The 17362-nt window shown below is 73.2% G+C and carries 14 protein-coding genes; 3 read left to right on the top strand and 11 right to left on the bottom strand.

What is annotated here, in order from left to right:
- Position 1: 1 nt before the first annotated feature.
- Entirely contained in the window at positions 2–2020 is a 2019-nt protein-coding gene (asnB, locus tag WMF20_RS22180) for an asparagine synthase (glutamine-hydrolyzing) (RefSeq protein ID WP_437616570.1), read from the top strand.
- A 48-nt stretch (positions 2021–2068) separates the two neighbouring features.
- On the opposite strand, the gene WMF20_RS22185 is transcribed toward asnB, so the two are convergent.
- From WMF20_RS22185 to WMF20_RS22235, 11 genes are all read right to left on the bottom strand, one after another.
- On the bottom strand, positions 2069–3304 hold the full coding sequence (locus WMF20_RS22185; RefSeq protein WP_437616572.1) for a lipoprotein receptor: 1236 nt from the start codon (positions 3302–3304) through the stop codon (positions 2069–2071).
- Positions 3304–4263, bottom strand: a complete 960-nt coding sequence (locus WMF20_RS22190) for a PEGA domain-containing protein (RefSeq protein ID WP_129576233.1) — start codon at positions 4261–4263, stop codon at positions 3304–3306. The genes WMF20_RS22185 and WMF20_RS22190 overlap by 1 nt, the downstream gene beginning before the upstream one ends.
- 62 nt (positions 4264–4325) lie before the next feature.
- A complete protein-coding gene (locus WMF20_RS22195; RefSeq protein ID WP_437616574.1) occupies positions 4326–5861 on the bottom strand; it encodes a serine/threonine-protein kinase in 1536 nt (511 codons plus the stop codon).
- A 149-nt stretch (positions 5862–6010) separates the two neighbouring features.
- A complete protein-coding gene (locus WMF20_RS22200; RefSeq protein ID WP_437616576.1) occupies positions 6011–7384 on the bottom strand; it encodes a tetratricopeptide repeat protein in 1374 nt (457 codons plus the stop codon).
- 83 nt (positions 7385–7467) lie between these two features.
- On the bottom strand, positions 7468–7989 hold the full coding sequence (locus WMF20_RS22205) for a hypothetical protein (protein ID WP_437616578.1): 522 nt from the start codon (positions 7987–7989) through the stop codon (positions 7468–7470).
- 65 nt (positions 7990–8054) lie between these two features.
- A complete protein-coding gene (locus WMF20_RS22210) occupies positions 8055–9086 on the bottom strand; it encodes a collagen-like protein (RefSeq protein ID WP_437616580.1) in 1032 nt (343 codons plus the stop codon).
- A gap of 347 nt (positions 9087–9433) precedes the next feature.
- Positions 9434–10798: a M16 family metallopeptidase gene (locus WMF20_RS22215; RefSeq protein ID WP_437616582.1), complete on the bottom strand. Its 1365-nt coding sequence runs from the start codon at positions 10796–10798 to the stop codon at positions 9434–9436.
- The gene (locus WMF20_RS22220; protein ID WP_437616584.1) at positions 10795–12237 is read right to left on the bottom strand and encodes a M16 family metallopeptidase; all 1443 of its coding nucleotides are present in this window, start codon (positions 12235–12237) and stop codon (positions 10795–10797) included. Before WMF20_RS22220 ends, WMF20_RS22215 begins: the two co-directional genes overlap by 4 nt.
- 23 nt (positions 12238–12260) lie before the next feature.
- Positions 12261–12917 carry a hypothetical protein gene (locus WMF20_RS22225; protein ID WP_165374122.1) on the bottom strand — a complete coding sequence of 219 codons (657 nt, stop codon included), beginning with the start codon at positions 12915–12917 and terminating at the stop codon, positions 12261–12263.
- A gap of 86 nt (positions 12918–13003) precedes the next feature.
- Entirely contained in the window at positions 13004–14806 is a 1803-nt protein-coding gene (lepA, locus tag WMF20_RS22230) for a translation elongation factor 4 (RefSeq protein WP_129576241.1), read from the bottom strand.
- A 332-nt stretch (positions 14807–15138) separates the two neighbouring features.
- The gene (locus WMF20_RS22235; RefSeq protein ID WP_020736532.1) at positions 15139–15348 is read right to left on the bottom strand and encodes a ribbon-helix-helix domain-containing protein; all 210 of its coding nucleotides are present in this window, start codon (positions 15346–15348) and stop codon (positions 15139–15141) included.
- Positions 15349–15625: 277 nt separating this feature from the next.
- On the opposite strand from WMF20_RS22235, the gene WMF20_RS22240 reads away from it, so the two are divergent.
- Together WMF20_RS22240 and WMF20_RS22245 are read left to right on the top strand one after the other, a co-directional pair.
- A complete protein-coding gene (locus WMF20_RS22240) occupies positions 15626–16495 on the top strand; it encodes a hypothetical protein (protein ID WP_437616587.1) in 870 nt (289 codons plus the stop codon).
- A gap of 1 nt (position 16496) precedes the next feature.
- On the top strand, positions 16497–17273 hold the full coding sequence (locus tag WMF20_RS22245) for a hypothetical protein (protein WP_437616589.1): 777 nt from the start codon (positions 16497–16499) through the stop codon (positions 17271–17273).
- Positions 17274–17362: the final 89 nt, after the last annotated feature.

The following is a 17362-nucleotide window of genomic DNA, read 5'->3' on the forward strand; positions in this document are numbered from 1 at the left end:
TATGTGCGGTATCGCCGGCCTGATCAACCTACGCTCCGACGCGCCGAACCCCGACCGCGACCTGGCCCTCAGGATGGCGCGGGCGCTCCGCCACCGCGGCCCCGACGGGTTCGGCATCTACCGCGATCGCCACGTCGCGCTGGCCCACGCCCGCCTGTCGATCATCGACCTCGACGGCGGCTGGCAGCCGATGGCCAACGCCGAGGAGACGCTCTGGGTCTGCTTCAACGGCGAGATCTTCAACTACATCGAGCTCCGCGAGGAGCTGACGCAGAAGGGCCACCACTTCCGGACCAAGAGCGACACCGAGGCGCTGATCCACGCCTACGCCGAGTACGGCGAGACCATGGTCGATCGGCTGAACGGCCAGTGGGCGTTCGTCCTCTGGGACGTGAAGCGGAGGCGCGCCTTCTTCTCGCGCGACCGCGTCGGCATCAACCCGCTCTTCTGGACGGTCCACCGCGGCGTCCTCCGTTTCGCCAGCGAGGTGAAGTCGCTCTTCCAGGACCCCACCATCCCCCGCGCGATCTCCCGCGACGGGCTCGACGAGGCCCTGACGTTCTGGGCGCCGGTCGCCCCGCTCACCCCGTACGAGGGCATCCAGCAGATCCCGCCGGGCTCGGTGGCGACGCTCGATCTCGATCGCGACGTGGCGCCGCGCGTCTCGATCCGCTTCCGGCCCGAGTTCCCCGTCGGGCGCGCGCGCGGGTTGGTCGACGACGAGGCGGCGCTCGTCTCGAGCGTGCGCGAGGCGGTCCGCGGCGGCTCGACGATCCGCCTGCGCGCCGACGTCCCCGTCGGCAGCTACCTGAGCGGCGGCCTCGACTCGACGATCGTCGCGGCGCTGATCGCCTCGAACCGCGAGGTGCCGCTGCGCACGTTCTCGGTCGAGTTCGCCGAGCGCGAGTTCGACGAGGCCGAGCACCAGCGCGACGCCGTCGCGCACCTCGGCACGTCCCACGCCTCGATCCAGTGCGGCGACGCCGACATCGCCCGCGTCTTCCCGGACGTCGTCTACCACGCCGAGGCCCCGCTCCTGCGCACCGCCCCGGCGCCGCTGTTCATCCTGGCGCGCCTCGTCCGGCAGAGCGGCTACCGCGTGGTGCTGACCGGCGAAGGCGCCGACGAGTTCTTCGCCGGCTACGACATCTTCCGCGAGGACCGCGTCCGCCGCTTCTGGGCGCGCCACCCGGACAGCAAGCTCCGGCCCCAGCTCCTCCTCCGGCTCTACCCCTACCTGCAGCGGTCGCCGGTCGCGCAGGTCGAGATGGCGAAGGCGTTCTTCGGGCGGAACCTCGCGCAGACGGACGACCCGTTCTATTCCCACCGCCCGCGGTGGGACGCCACGAGCCGCATCAAGCTGATGCTCGACCCCGCGATGCGCGAGGGCGTCGCCCAGACCGCGGCCGCCGATCGCCTGAGGGAGCAGCTGCCCGCGGACTTCATGCGCTGGACGCCGCTCGCGCGCGCGCAGTACCTGGAGATCGCCACCCTGCTCTCCGGCTACCTGCTCTCCTCGCAGGGCGAGCGCATGATGATGGCGAACTCGGTCGAGGGTCGCTTCCCGTTCCTCGATCCAAACGTGATGGACGTGGCGGACGCGCTGCCCGACGCGCTCAAGCTCCGCACCCTCGACGAGAAGCACGTGCTCAAGCGCGCGATGGGCGACCTCTTGCCGCCCGGCGTCCTCGCGCGGAAGAAGCAGCCGTACCGCGCGCCGGTGGTGCAGCCGTTCTTCGGGGGCGGGTCGCCGGATTACGTCGAGGCGTGCCTGTCGCCGGACGCCATCAAGGACGCGGGCATCTGGCAGCCGCAGCCGGTCGCGTCGCTCGTCGCGAAGTGCCGCAAGACCGGCGGCAAGTCGATGAGCAACACCGACGACATGGCGTTCTGCGCGATCCTCTCCACGCAGCTCATTGCGCGCGACATCCTCCAGGGCGCGCGGGTCGTCTCGGCGGCCGACGACACGTCGGGCCGGCTGGGCGTCGACGTCGACCGGCTGCGCGACGCGGCGGGTTGAGCCCGCGCGCCCGGCGCCCGGGCGAGGCCGCGCCGGGCGCGCCCCTCCTCAGAGGGGCCGCTTGCGCACCCCGCCGGAGCCCTTCTCCTCCACCCAGAACACGAACCCGCCGTGGAGCGCGATCCCGCGCGGGCTGCCGCCCTCGTGCAGCACCTGTTGCCGCCCCGTGCCGTCCTTGCGCTTGCGTAGGACGCGGGGGGTCCCCTGATCGGTCCAGTAGACGAAGCCGTTCTGCTCATCGTCGGCGGCGATGCAGTCGGGGGACGGGTGCGCCACGTCGTCGTCGGCGGGCGTCCAGAGCGCCTCCGGCGCCCCCGAGCGGTCCTTCCGCGCCCGCATCACGGCGGCTTCCGCGTCGCCGCCGTTGCCGCTGCGCGGGCTGTTGGTCCAGTAGACGTAGGCGTCGTCGACGGCGATGGCGTACGGGAACGGCTGGTTGTCCGCCAGCTTGTCCGTCTGGCCGGTGCCTCGACGCGTCCGGTTCACCGTGCCGCGCGCGCTCCGATCGACCCAGTACACGAACTCATCGTCGAGCGCGATGAGGTGCGGGGACGCGCGCTCGTCCCCGTGGAACCGGTCGTCCGGCCAGCCGTCGGGCATCTCGATCTGACCGATGAGGCTCCCCTTCCCGGGCATGCCGATGCCGGCCGCGCGCTGCGTCCAGAACACCTCGCGATCGTCCGCCGCCACGCCGAGGGTCGCGTAGTTCGAGTCGACGATCTCCTTCGGGTCCTCGCTCCCCTCGCGATCCACCCACATGATGTTCTTGGCGTTGAGGTTGGCCCAGAAGACGCCGTGCTCGTTGACGGCGATCCCGTACGGCGCATTCTGCCCATCGGCGAGGAGCGTGACCGGCCCGCCGTTGACCGGCACCTTCTGCACGCTGCCGTTCGCGCTCTCGCCGGCCGTCCAGTAGACCTCGTCCCGGTAGATGAAGAGGTGTTTCCCGTTCGCGCTCTGCGGGGTCGGGTACCCGCGCGCGATCTCCGTGACCCCGCTGCAGCTGCCGTCGCGGCACGTCCCGCCGTTCAGGCACTCCGCGCCGCAGGCGCCGCAGTTCAGGGGGTCGGCGTCCACGCTCATCTCGCATTCGCCGTCGCCGTCGCAGTCCGCCATGCCGGCCGCGCACCCGGAGGACCCGCCGGAGGACCCGCCGGAGGACCCGCCAGACGAGCTCGCGCCGGCCCCCTCCCCCACCGCGAAGTCCCCGAGCAAGCTCGTGCACGCGGGAGCGGTCGCGACGGCAACGGTGAGCATCAAGCCGACCCCGAACGCGTGGCGCATCAGAAACTCCCCTTCGCTCCCGCGGAGCCGAGCCCGATCACGGGCGTGATCGATATCCCGGCGCGCTGCGGCGATCTCGGCGCCGTGAGGAGAAGAAACGTCCCGACGCCGACGCCCGCGGCGCCGATCGCGAACCCGACCGTCGAGAGGGTGCCCATCGCATGGTAGCTGTCGACGTCGCCCTGGAGCGACCGGTCGCACCGGTCGGCAGGGCAGCGGTCCGAGAGGTCGCGGTGCTTGCCGATCGCGAGCACGCCGCCCACCGCGCCGGCCGCGAGGCCGACGCCGCCGAGCCCCAGCGCGGCGATCCCCAGCACGGTGCGGGCGCTGCCCCCCGAAGCAGCGCCAGGGCCCGCGTCGGGCGCCGGCGCGACCGGCCGGGGCGGCGCGGGCGGGGGCGGCGGCGCGAGCGGCTTGAGCTCGAGCGCGACGGTCTCGCTCGCGCCCTCCGCCAGGGTCACCTTCGCCTCGACCGGCGCGAACCCCGCCGCCTCGGCGCGCACGGTGCGATCGCCGGGATCGACCGGCCGCTTGACCCCGAGCGCGGCGCGCGGCACGGGCTCACCGTCGATCGTGACGGCGGCGGTCTCCGGCCCGCGCACCGAGATGAGCACCTGCGGGATCCGGGGCGCGAGCGCGTCGAGCTCGCGCTGGGCCGCCGCGATCGCCTCGAAGAACTGCTCGGGCGATTTCTCCGGCGCCCCCTCGCGGACGATGCGGCTGTACGACTCCTGGGCCGCGATCCACGCGCCCAGTCCCACCTGGGCGCGCGCGACGCCGAGCAGCAGCGTCGGGGCGTGGATGATGGCGTCGGCGCGGCGGAACCGATCGAGCGCGGCGGAGAAGTCCTTCCGGTCGAGGGCCTCCTGGCCTTCCACGGCGAGCGAGCGCGCCGTCGCGCGATCGGCGTCCGAGACCTGCGCCAGCGCGGCGGGCGCGCAGGTCAGCGCGAGCAGCAAGGAAGCGATCCCTAGTCGACGAGCCATACGAGCGAGGTCTGTGCGAGGTGCTGCGGTGAACTTCAGATGCCGAAGTCGGTCGGCTTCGGCTTGCGGCGCGCGCTGCCCGCCGGCGCCGGGGCGCGCGGCCTCGCCGGAGCGGGCTGCGCCGCGGGCGCGCGCGGGCCGCGCGGCGCCGCCCTCGTCGACGCCGGCGGCGCCGGCGCGGCAGAGCCGGCCGCCGAGGCGGGCGGCTCGGGCTCCTTCGCCGGCGCGGCGGCCGACGCCACGGCGTCGGGCCCCGGCGGCGCGTCGGACGCCGACGGCGTCGACGACGGCGGGGCCGGCTGCGCGAGCGGCTGGGCCGGGGCGCTGGGGCCCGCGCCGCGCAGGGCGAAGAACCCGACGGCGACGAGCACGACCGCGCAGGCCCCCGAGGCGGCGAGCACCCGCCCGACGATGGGCCGCCGGATCGGGGGAGACACCACCGAGACCAGCGCGCTGGCGGTGTGCGACCGCATCTGGCGGCCCGCCGTCTCCGCCTCCCCCGGCGAGGCCACCGTCATGCCGGCGCTCGACGAGATCCGCTGGGCCTCGGCCTCCGACGACGCGACCAGCGTGGCCGCGTCGCCGAACGACGGCGCGGCGCTGTCGGGCCCCGGGTCGACCAGCGTGGCGCTCTCCTTCGAGCGCGGGGAGAACCCGAGCTCCACCGAGATGCGCTCGCCGGACGGCCGGAACGGGCCGACGAGGCTCGTCCTCGACTCGAAGCTGTCGCTCGCGACGTCGAGGGCGACCGCGAGCGCGTCGCAGAACTCCTTCGCGCTCTGGAAGCGGGCCTCGGGCTCGCGCGACGCGGCGCGGGCCCACCAGGCGTCGAAGCCGGGCGGCACCGGGGCGAGCTGCGACGGCACGGGCAGCGGCTTCACCATGATCTTGAGGAGCAGATCGCCGAACGCCTCGCTGTTGAACGGGAGCTTGCCGGTCAGGCACTCGAACACGACGACGGCGAGCGACCAGAGGTCCGAGCGGTGATCGATGCTCTTGGTCCCCTGCGCCTGCTCCGGGCTCATGTACGCGGGGGTCCCGAGCAGCGAGCCGGTCTTCGTCGTGGAGGTGACCCGGGGCGTGCTGTCCTTCGCGATGCCGAAGTCGAGCACCTTGGCGATCTCGCGGTCGTCGTCCCGGACGAGGAAGATGTTGGCCGGCTTGAGATCGCGGTGGACCAGGCCGGCCGCGTGCGCCCGGGTGAGCGCGCGCGCCACCTGCGCCGTGATCGCCATCGTGTCGTACGGGTCGAGCCGCCCCACCCGCTGGATGCGGGCGTCGAGGTCCTCGCCCTCGAGGTACTCCATGGCGATGTACGGCGCCCCTTGCCACACACCGTGGTCCAGGATCTGTACCACGTGGGGGCTCCGGATCTGCGCTGCGACCTTCGCCTCCCGCTCGAAGCGGAGCCGCACCTCCTTCGACACCCCCTGCGCGTGCATGAACTTGATCGCGCACGGGATGTCGAGGCCGATGTGCTGAGCGAGCCACACCGAGCCCATCCCGCCTTGCCTGAGCGGACGCACCAGGCGAAAGCGATCGGCAACGGTGTTCCCCGCGGCGGGTGTCACGGAGCCTCCCAGACCTTCTCGGATATCACAAATGGCCGTCCAGGGTCACGTTTGCGCCGTGAAAAACCGCATCTGGACGACGTCGCCGCGGGCGCGGCTTGTGCCGCGCGTCACGAAGCGCGCTGTCATAGCGCGCGCTTAACGCGAGCCTAGCGCGAGCCCGAGCTCGCCGCGGGCTCCTGCGGAGGCCGCCGCGCGCCGGACCGGGCCGGCGGCGCGCTGCCCCCGCCCGCGGCGTCGAGCGGCGTGCCCGTCGTCTGCGCGAGCTGTCGGCCCCGCGGATCGTCCGGGAACGCGTCGATGAACTTGCGCACGTGGTGGCGCGACTCCTCGAGGATGCCCGCGCGGAACGTCAGGAGCGCGAGGTTGTAGCGCGCGTCGGCGTTCCTCGGATCGGCCTTCAGGGCGGCGAGGTAGCCCTGGCGCGCGCCGTTGTAGTCGCCGCGCTTGTCGGCGACGAGCGCGAGGTTGTAGAGCGCCTCGGCGTCCGAGGGATCCTGCTCGGCGAGCGGCGCGAGGCGCGCCCTGGCTCCGTCGAGATCCCCGGCGAGGATCGCGAGCGCGCCCGCGAGCAGCTGCGCCTTCCGGCCGGCGCCGGCCTCGATCGCGCGCTCCACCTCGGCCCTGGCCTCCGAGAGGCGCCCCTCGCGCTGGAGCGCGAGGGCGAGCGCGTAGCGGAGCCGCGACGGATCGCCGCCGTCCTCCAGCGCGGCCTGCGCCTCGGCGCGCGCGCGCTCGGGGCGGCCGGCGACGGCGAGCGCCTCGGCCAGGACGGCGCGCGCGCTCTTCTGCTCCGGGCATCGCTCGCGCGCCGCCTCGGCGTCGCGGAGCGCGGCGACGGCGTTCCTGGAATGCAGCCTCGCCTCGGCGCGGAGCGAGAGGCAGGCGCACGTGGCCGGCGCCGCGGGCGCGGCCGCGGCGGGGTGCATCTTCAGGCAGCGCGCCGCGACCGCGTCGAGCTCGTCGAGCTTGCGCCGCTCGAGGAGCGGCCTCGCGAGCTCGTCGACCGCGCGCAGGTGCGCGCCGTCGCGGCGCAGCGCCGCCCACCACATCCGCTCACGCGACCCGAGCAGGGGCGCCGCGCCGACCAGCTGGACGGCGCCGAGGCCGATCACGACGATGGCGGCGCCCATCCGCCGGTGCTTGAAGGCCGAGCCGAGCCACTGCTCCGCCGCGGCCGCGGCGAGCGTCGCGAGCGCCACCCACAGCGGCACGGCGACGAGCACGGCGCCCTGCGCGAGCGGCGCGCGAGGCCCGCGGTAATAGAGCGGGGCCGCGAGCGCCGCCGCGAGCGCGAGCCAGAGGAGCGCCGCGCCGTTCCTGGCGAGCCGCGTGTCCAGCCGCGCGGCGAACCACGCCGACAGGCCGAGCGCCGCCGCGAGCGCGGCCGCCGAGAGCGCGCCGGAGAGCGCGAGCGCGGACGGCGGCAGCGGCTCGGGCGAGAGCCACGTGGGCGCGATCGCGAGGACCGCGAGGTGCAGTGCGCGGCTCAGGTGCAGGGCGAGCTCGGCGAGCCAGGGCACGGCGTGACCTTAGCCCAGGGCCCCCCGCGGACCAAACGGCGCCCGCGCGGCGCGGCGGCCAGCGCTCCGCGGAGGCGGCGCGCTCACGGCAGGATCATCTCGATCTCGACGGCGACGCGCGTCCCGGGCGGCGGCACGCCGATCCCGAGCGGGATCATCCGGAGGCACTGCGCGGCGTCGGGGCGCTCCATCCCTCGCACCTCGCTGATGCCGCGGGCGATCTCCCTCCCGGACTCGTCGAAGGTCATGTTGAAGAGGTACTTGGCGCGCGGCGGCGCTGGGTTCTTCCTGACCGAGGGCTCCCAGCACTGCTTCACGAAGAGCGCCCGCCGCGCTTCGAGCGCCTTCACGGCGTCCGCCTCGACGCGCTCGTAGAGCTCGCGCGGCCGCGCCGGCGGGGCCGCGGCCGGCGCCCGGAGAGGTTGCGACGGAGGCTGCGCGTCCGCCGGCGCCGGCGGCGCCTTCACGGAGGCGGCCGCGGCCTCCGCGCCCGCGGGCGGCGGCCCGGAGGAGGGCGCCGGGCGCTGGAGCCCCAGGTAGAGACCCGTCGCGATGGCGAGGCTGCCGACCAGGATCGCCGCGGGGGTCAAGAGCTCCTTCTGCATGGTGGAGATCGCCGTCCACGCGCCGCGCGGGCGGCGCGGCGCGGGGCTGGCCGCGCCGCCCGACCTTACTCCAGGGCGACGACGGCGGAGGTGTAGGAATAGTCGTTGTTGGTCCAGAACGGGCTCTCGGAGCTCCCGCAGAGGCCCACGTTGTACTGGCCGGGCGGCAGCGAGAGCACCGCGCTCAGCCCCATGCTGACGCTCGTGTTCGCCGGGACCCGGAGCGCGTACACGCCGGTCCCGGTCGGATGGATGTCGCCGACCGGCTCGATCGGCTGGGAGCAGATCCAGAGAAAGAGCCGGTCCGCAGGGGACGCCGCGGCGCCGAGCGCCTTGTTGGACACGACGAAGACGCGCTGCCCCGGGTCGGTCACGCTCACGGTGGCAGGCGCAGCGAGGAACTGCAGCGTGGCCCGCGGGTCGGCGCCCATGCCGGAAACGGAGGTGCTCGAGACCACGCCAGCGGGCCCCGGCGGCCCTGCCGGCCCTGGTATACCCGGCGGCCCCGGCTCGCCCGGCTCGCCCGGCGGCCCCGGCTCGCCCGGCTCCCCCGGCGGCCCCGGCTCGCCCGGCCCGCCCGGCGGCCCCGCGGGCCCGCTCGGACCGGCAGGGCCGGGCGGGCCCTGCAGGCCGACCGGGGCGCCGACCCACGTGCCGCCGCTGTCGATGACGAGGCGGCCGCCGACGGAGATGGAGCTCGGCGTGATGTCGCCGGCGACGTTGCTGGCCAGGAGCGCGTACGGGACGCTCGCGATCCTGGCGCGCGGGATCATCTCGGGATCCTCCCCCACCCGGATCCCCAGGTAGCGCGCCGCGCCCTCGAACACCGGCTTGCCCACGGGCGTGAGCTCGCCGAGGTCGACCGAGAAGTACCCGTGGTCGAACGTGACGGTGTGGACCTCGCTCCAGATGGGCACGGCGGCGTCGAGCGCGTCGTAGAACGCGAACACCACCTCGAGCGTGTCGTCGATGGGCCGTCCTGCCGCGTCGAACAGGCGCCCCTGATGGGTCATCGTGATCGGGACCGCCGCGGCGGCGGGCCCGGAGAGCGCGGTCGCCGCCGCGAGGACCAGCGCGTTGATCGTTCGTGCCTTCATCGCGAGCTCCCGTCGTCCGCCCTCGCGAGCCGGCGCCAGGGAGCGCCGGGGCGCACGTCGCACGTCGCGCGGAACGAGCGCGGCCTGGGGGGCCGGAAATCCTCAGGCGCGGCGAGCTCTGCCCTGTCTCGCGAAGGAGCAGCGCCTTCGATGCCGGAGGTCACCCGCCGGTCGCGCTCGCGTTCGTTCCGCCTTCGCCGTGGCCGATCACGCGGCGTCGCCTGCGCGGCGCCGCCGCGGGCCGAGCGTCCGCGACGGGCGCGCGCCCGGCGCGCGGGGGTGCGCCTCGAGCGGGCGCACCCCGATCCGATGCGCGGGCGGTCCCGTCGGCGATCGCCGGCGCCCCGCTACTCCAGGTCGAACGGCTCGACCTTCACCTCGGCCAGCTTCGGGACGGCCGAGGCGATCGCCTCGCCGATCTCCCCGTGGGTCCCGACGACGCCGATCACGAGATCGTCCTCGGAGATCCGGCGCCGCACGGCGGCGTTCGCGTCCTCGAGGGTGACCTCCTCGACCCGCTTCAAGTAGGTCTCGTGGTACCCCTCGGGCAGGTCGTACAGGATCTCCTCGAGCTTCTGGTGCACGCGCTTCCTCGCGGTGTCGATCTCGAACGCGTGGGAGCGGACGAGGTAGCGCTTCACGAACGTGAGCTCGTCCTCGGTGATCCCGTCGCGCCGGAGCGCCTCGAGCAGGCCGAGCTCCAGGGAGAGGCACGCGGCCGCGTCCTGCGCCGCGGGCGCGGTCCACATGGTGAAGGCGTCGCGGTGCCGGTCGAAGCCCGCCCGCGACGAGGCCCCGTAGGACCAGCCGCGCTTCGCCCGCACCTCCTGCATCAGCCGCGACGAGAAGGTGCCCCCGAAGGCGGTGTTCGCGACCAGGAGCGCCATGTGATCCGGGTCGTGCGCGTCGGTGCCGAGCCCGCCGATGACCATCTGCGTCTGCGTCCGCTCGGGTTTGTCGACGAACACGAGGCACCGCCCCGGCCTGGCCGGGGGGTCCGTCACCGGGTCGGGGATCGCCTCGCCCTCGGGCAGGCCGGACAGGAGGCGCTCGGCGACCCGGTGCGCCTCGCCGGGCTCGATGTCGCCCGAGATGGCCACGAGCGCGTTGCGCCGCGTGTAGTGCCGCGCGTAGAAGGCCGCGACGTCGTCGCGCGTGATCTCCCGCAGCGTCGGGATGGTGCCCGCGATGCGCCGGCCGTAGGGGTGCCCCGCGAACAGGGTCCGCCGGAAGGCGCGGCTGCAGAGCGCGCGATCGCTGTCGCGCGCCTCGATGAGCTCGGCCTCGGCCTCGCGCAGGAGCCGCGCGAGCTCGGGCTGCGAGAACGTCGGGCGCGCGAGGAGCGTGGCCCCGAGCTCGATGAACTTGTCGAGCGAGCGCTTGATCACCTCGAAGTGCACCGTCGTCGCGCTCGTCGCCACGTCCGCGCCGAACTCCCCGCCGAGCGCGTCGATCGTCTCCTCGATCTCGTTCGCGCTGTAGCCCTCCGCCCCGCGGCGGAGCATGCGCGCCGTGATCCGGGCGAGCCCCTCGCGCCCGACCGGGTCGTGCGCCGAGCCGGAGCGGAACGCGACCACGATGCTGACGATGGGGAGCGCGTGGCTCGTCTCCACGAGCACCGCGCCGTCGCGCGGCGCGACGCGTGCGCCCGGCGCTCCCCTGCCCTGCCCCTCGGCGCCCCACGCGACGGCGCCCTTCACGCTCTGGGTCACGATGCCTCCTCGCTCTCCGCGTCCGCGTCGCCCTCGTCGCCCTCGTCGCCCGACCCGTCCGGGATCACGTGGATCACGGTCCGCGCCGAGGTCACGAGGTAGCGCCGCGCCACGCGCAGGAGATCCCCCACCGTCGCCCGCCGGTAGGCCGCGAGCCGCTCGAACAGGGCCGCGGGATCGCCGAGCACCGTCTCGTAGAAGCCGATCTGCTCGGCCTTGCCGGCGACGGTCTCGAGCCCCTGCAGGACCGACAGCTCGATGCGCGCCTTCGCCCGGTCGAGCTCCGCCTCGGCGACCGGGGTGCGGCGCGCCTCCTCGAGGATCGGGTCGAGGGCCGCGAGCAGCTCGTCGCCGGTGTGGGCGCCGCGGGCCGAGAGGTAGATGTCGTACAGCGCGGGGTCGCGGAACGAGCCGACCCAGCCGCGGATCTCGCTCGCGATCTCCTGCTCCTGCACGAGCGCGCGGTGCACGCGCGACGACCGCCCGGCGAAGAGGATCTCGTTCAGCAGCACGAGGGGCGCGTGGTCGAAATCGCCGAGCGCCGGCGAGCGGTAGCCGATCGCGACCTTGTGCGTCGCGGTCGGCTTCGCCACCTCGGCGCGGCGCTCGGCGACCTGCGGCGGCTCGGGGCACACGTCCTCCACCGGGAGCTTCGAGGGCTCCTGCGCGCCGTAGTGGTCCTGCACCGCGCTGAGCGCCCGATCGAGCGCCACGTCGCCCACGATCACCAGCGCCGCGTTGTTGGGGGCGTAGTACGTCCGGTAGAACTCGACGCAGTCGTCGGTCGTGAAGCCCTTGATGTCCTCCATCCAGCCGATGGTGGGCCACCCGTAGGCGTGCTTGGTGAACGCCTCCTTGTAGAGCAGCTCGCTCACCGCGCCGTCGACGTCGTCGTCGACCCGCTGCCGCCGCTCGTTGGCGACGACCTCCTTCTCGCTCGACACCTGGGGGTCGCGGAGGACGAGCCGCGCCATGCGCTCCGCCTCGAGGCGGAGGGTGAGCTCGAGCGCGTCCTTCGGCAGGTTCGTGTGGTAGTAGGTCCAGTCGAGGAACGTCGCCGCGTTCGTCTCGGCGCCGGCCTCCTCGAGCATCCGGTCGAACGCGCCGTGGGCGACGCTCTCCGTCTCGCCGAACATGAGGTGCTCGAACAGGTGGGCGATGCCGGTCTTGCCCACGCGCTCGTGGCGCGAGCCGACGCCGAACCAGGTCTGCAGGCAGACCACGGGCGCCGAGGCGTCGACGAGCACGAGCACCTTGAGCCCGTTGCCGAGGAAGAAGCGCTCGACGCGCATGGCGGGGCCGAAGGCGATGGTGGCGTCGTGGCGCAGCCGGGCGAGCGGCGGCCGGTTCTGGTTCAGCTCGGCGAGCATCTCGGCGAGCGGATCCGGTCGAGGGAGCGCGTTGGCGCCGGGGACCGAGTAGGCAAGCGTCTCCTGCATGGCAGACGCAGCCCATACCACGCTCAGCGCCGCGGCGCTGCGTGGCACAGGACGTCGTCCGGATCCCGCGTCGACTGGTGGCACTCCCACAGCGAATCGTGGCAGGAGACGACGAGGATCCCCGCGTCGTACGCCGCCTGGAGAGACGAGCCTGCCCGCTGCGCGAGCAGGTTCGACGGGGTGCGCTCGGTGCACCCCTTGCCCATGTCGACCTCGATCTTCCGATTCCCCTTGGTCGCCTTCACCGGATCGGGCGGCGTCTTGCCCTTGTCCGCGGTGCGCGCCGCGGCGGCGAGCTTCGGCAGGATACCCTCGAGGTAGGCCTTGTCCACGAGCGGATCGGTCGGCTGCGGCGACACCATGGCGAGCGTGTACTGGATCGCCATCATCTGCTGCTCGGCCGGCGCGCTCGGCTGGATCGGCCCGCTCGAGCCGATCGGGACCGGCCGCGGCGGCATCTCCCGCTTCGCGGCCTGCGCCGTCGCGGGGGCCGGCGCGGCGCTCGGCGCCGGCGCGGCGCTCGCCGCGGCCTCCGGCGCGGGAGCAGCGGGGGCGGAGGCGGACGCCCCCGGCGCCGGGGCGCGCGGCTCGTCGCACGCGAGGACGGCGAGGCCGAGGGCGAGGGCGAAGGCGGGGGGCGCCGCGCGGCGAGCGCGCGGGCGGGCGGGGGCGGGCTGCATGGGCGGCTTATACGGGCGGGGGCCGCGCGCCGCCACGCCCGCGTGCCGCGCCGGCGCGGCACGTGGGCGGAGCGGCGCCCCGCGCCTCAGTCGATCTTCAGGATGGCGAGGAACGCCTCCTGCGGGATCTCGACGCTCCCGACCATCTTCATCCGCTTCTTGCCCTCTTTCTGCTTCTCGAGGAGCTTGCGCTTGCGGCTGATGTCGCCGCCGTAGCACTTGGCGGTCACGTCCTTGCGCATCGCCTTCACGGTCGTCCGCGCGATGACCTTCGTCCCGATCGCCGCCTGGATGGCGACCTCGTACTGCTGGCGCGGCACGATGTCCTTGAGCTTCACGGCGAGGTCCCGGCCGCGGGCGTAGGCCTTTTCCCGGTGCACGATGACGCTGAGGGCGTCGAGCGGGTCGCCGTTCACCAGCATGTCCAGCTTGATGAGGTCGTCGGCGCGGTAGCCGACGAGCTCGTAATCCATCGACGCGTAGCCGCGCGACACGCTCTTCAGCTTGTCGTGGAAGTCGAAGAGCACCTCGCTGAGGGGCATGTCGTACGTGATGATCACGCGGTCGGACGAGGCGTACTGGATCGACTTCTGCTCCCCGCGCCGCTCCTGGCACAGGGCGAGGACCGCGCCGACGTACGCCGACGGCACGTGGACGGTCATCCGGAAGATCGGCTCCTCGATGCGATCGATGAGGTTCGGCGGCGGGAGCTTCGCCGGGTTCTCGATCGACTTCATCGAGCCGTCGGTCAGGAAGCAGTGGTAGACGACGCTCGGCGCGGTCGTGATGAGGTCGAGGTTGTACTCGCGCTCGAGCCGCTCCTGGATGATCTCCATGTGGAGCAGGCCGAGGAAGCCGCACCGGAAGCCGAACCCGAGCGCCTCGGACGTGTCGGGCTCGAAGACGAACGCCGCGTCGTTCATGTGGAGCTTCGACAGGGCGTCGCGGAGGTCCTCGTACTGGGCCGAGTCGGTCGGGAAGATCCCGGCGAAGACCATCGGCTTGACCTCCTTGAAGCCGGGCAGCGGCGTCGTCGCGGGGTGGACGGCGTCGGTCACCGTGTCGCCGATCTTCGTGTCGACCACGCTCTTGATGTTGCCGACGAGGAAGCCGACCTCCCCGGGCCCGAGCTCGGTGATGGCGGTCGCGTGGGGCGTAAACACGCCCATCTCGGTGACCTCGTAGTCGCGGCCGGTCGCCATGAAGCGGACCTTCTGCCCCTTGCGGAGGACGCCGTCGACGACGCGCACCATGACCACCGCGCCGCGGTAGCTGTCGTACCAGCTGTCGAAGATGAGGGCGCGGGGCGCCGCGCTAAGATCGCCCTTGGGCGCGGGGACGCGCGCGACCACGGCCTCGAGGATCTCCGAGATGCCGATCCCCGTCTTGGCGCTGGCGGGGATGGCGCCGGAGCAGTCGAGGCCGATCACGTCCTCGATCTCGCGGGTCGTCCGCTCGGTGTCGGCGGACGGGAGGTCGATCTTGTTGAGGACCGGGATGATCGAGAGGTTGTTGTCGAGCGCGAGGAAGACGTTCGCGAGGGTCTGCGCCTCGACGCCCTGGCTGGCGTCGACGACGAGCAGCGCGCCCTCGCACGCCTGGAGGCTACGCGAGACCTCGTAGTTGAAGTCGACGTGCCCGGGCGTATCGATGAGGTGGAGCCGGTAGGTCTGCCCGTCCTTCGCGGTGTAGTCGAGCCGAACGGTCTGGGCCTTGATCGTGATGCCCCGCTCGCGCTCGAGTTCCATCTTGTCGAGGAACTGCTCCTTCTGCTCGCGGGCGGTGAGCGCCCCGGTCGCGTCGAGGATGCGGTCGGCGAGCGTGGACTTGCCGTGGTCGATGTGGGCGATGATGGAGAAGTTGCGGATGAGCTTGGCGTCAACGGGCATGGCGAGCTTCAGGGCGCGGCGACCTGACCAGCGTTAGCGGCCGCGGCGCGCGGCCTCGACCGGGATGCGGAGGAGCGGACCCGAGGTCCGTGCGCCTCCGAGAAACGAACCGCAGCACGTCGCGCTGCGAGCGCCGAGGGAAATGGTGGACCACGGCGCGCCTGCTCCTAGCGCGACCCGCGCCGCGAAGCTATCCGCCCGGACGGCACGCTGCGTCCGGGCGCCCGCCCTGCCCGGCCGCCTCCGGCCCCTTCCGAGGCCGGCGAGGCAGGCTTGCGAGGCCGAGGAGGCAGGCTTCCGGGCCGGGAGGGCGCGCCAGCCCCCGGTCCGGGTCATTTCTTGGGGATCGGCGGCGGGGGGACCGGCGTGCTCTCCAGGGACATCTGCCCTGGCAGCACGTGCTCGTAGTGCTTGAGGACCATGTCGATCCCTTCGCGGATGTAGACGGCGATCGGGACCTTGGTGCGTTCGTGCAGGATCTTCAGCCGCTCGGCCTGCTCGGGCGTGATGTAGATGGTCGTCGAGACTTTCTTCCGCGACATGTCACGCCCGGGAGGGTAAACCCGCCAGTCTCGATGGGTACGACTGACAAGACGTTACCCTAGATGCCGGTACGTATGATGTCAATCGGAATGGCGCTGGCGCTCGGCGAGGGCTCGGGATCGCGCGCGCTGGCCGGCGGGTCGCCTCCTGTGGGCTTCTTGATGTGCGCACGGACGGCGGTCTAGACTGCCGCCGAAGCTGGTCCGCGTCGGGACGGCTCGCCCGGCGCGTCGAGCTTTGTCCCGAAGGTCCCGGGCCCGCCGGAGGAATCTCTCGATGACGCGATTCCCGCTCACCTGGCCGTCGTCCAGGTGCTTGCTCGTGGCCCTGATGACCGCTGCCGTCGCCTCCTGCGCGTCCTCGACGCCGGAGCCAAAGAGCGCGAAGAGCGCGAACGGCGAGCGGGACACGGCGATCGTCCACGAGCCCTGCGAGAAGGACTCCGCCGCTGCGCAGAAGGTCGATGTGAACGGCGACGGGACGCCCGACATCATCCACGTGAGCAAGGACGGCCGGGAGGTCTGCCGGGTCGTCGACCTGAACCTGGACGGCGCGATCGACGCCTTCATCTACTACGACGGCCAGGGGCTCGAGCGCCGGCGCGAATCGGACTTCGACCGCGACGGGCGCGCCGACGAGATCGCGCATTACGAGCGCGGCGTCGTCGTGCTGAAGGAGCGCGAGACAAACTTCGACGACAAGCTCGACACCTGGGACTACTACGAGGGGCCGCGCCTCGTGCGCCGCGAGCGCGACTCCGATGGCGATGGAATCATCGACCAGTGGTGGCAGTTCAACAACCCGAACGACGCGAAGTGCGCGGTCGTGGCGAGCGATCAGAACGCCGACGGCAAGCCGGATCCCAACAGCGTGGTGGACCTCTGCGCCGAGTCATACGGCGCGCCGAAGGCGGCCGCGCCTCCGCCGAGCAGCGCGGCGCCCCTCGCGGGCGACGCGAGCGCCGCGCCGGGGCAGCCGGGGGCGGCCGGTGCGCCGGCGGGCGCGGCGGTCCCGGCCGGCGCGGCCCCGGCGGCGAGCGCTCCGGGCGCAGCGGGCGCGGCCCCGGCGGCTGGCGCCGCGCCCGCGGGCTCCGCGCCTCCTCCTGCCAACGCAGCGAGCCAGCCGGCCGACAAGAAGGGACCGTGACATGAGGAGACAAGCGCTCATCGCGCACGCCGCGCTCGGCCTGCTCGGCGCGGCGTGCGGGTCGGATCCGGGGTTCGAGGGCGCGAAGGCGCCGAAGGTCGAGGCGGCTCGCAGGGCCGACGGCAGCATCGACGATCGCTCGATGTGCGACTGGAAGGGCAGACCGGATCGCGAGGTGAGCGAGACCGCGGGGCCGGGCGCGATCCAGCCCAACGTGCGGCGCGTTTATCAGATCGTGGGCACCGGCGAGGATCGCCACCGGGCGCTCGTCTGCCGCGAGATCGACACAAACTTCGACGGGGTGAAGGACGTCGTCCGCAGGTACAACGACAAGGGCGAGAGCCTGCACGAGGAGTCCGACGCGAACTACGACGGCCGGATCGACACCTGGCTCACGTTCGCCAACGGGCGGCTGGCCGAGGTGAGGGTCGACTCCGATCGCGACGGCAACCCCGACGAGTGGAAGTACTACAGCGGCGGCAAGCTCGCGCGCATCAAGCGGGACACGAACCGCGACGGCAAGCCGGACGTGTGGGAGATCTACCGCATGGGCCGGCTCGAGCGGATGGGCGTGGACATCGACGCCGACGAGCGGGTCGATCGGTGGGACCACGACAACGAGGTGAAGCGCCGCGTCGAGGAAGACGAGCGCAAGAAGGAAGAGGAGGCCGCCGCGGCGGCCGCGAAGAAGGCCGCGGAGGATCAATCCGCCGCGGACAAGGCCGACGAGGCCGCGGGCGGCAGCGGGAGCGCGGAGCCCGCCAAGGACAAGAAATAGCGCGCGCCTCCTCCGGCCGGCCTGGAGGCCGATCCCGCCCGCCTGGCCTCGCCTGCGGCTCGCGCGCCCGGCGCAGCTGGGCCGCGGGC

Source organism: Sorangium sp. So ce834, assembly GCF_051521425.1.
Classification (GTDB): domain Bacteria; phylum Myxococcota_A; class Polyangia; order Polyangiales; family Polyangiaceae; genus Sorangium; species Sorangium cellulosum_D.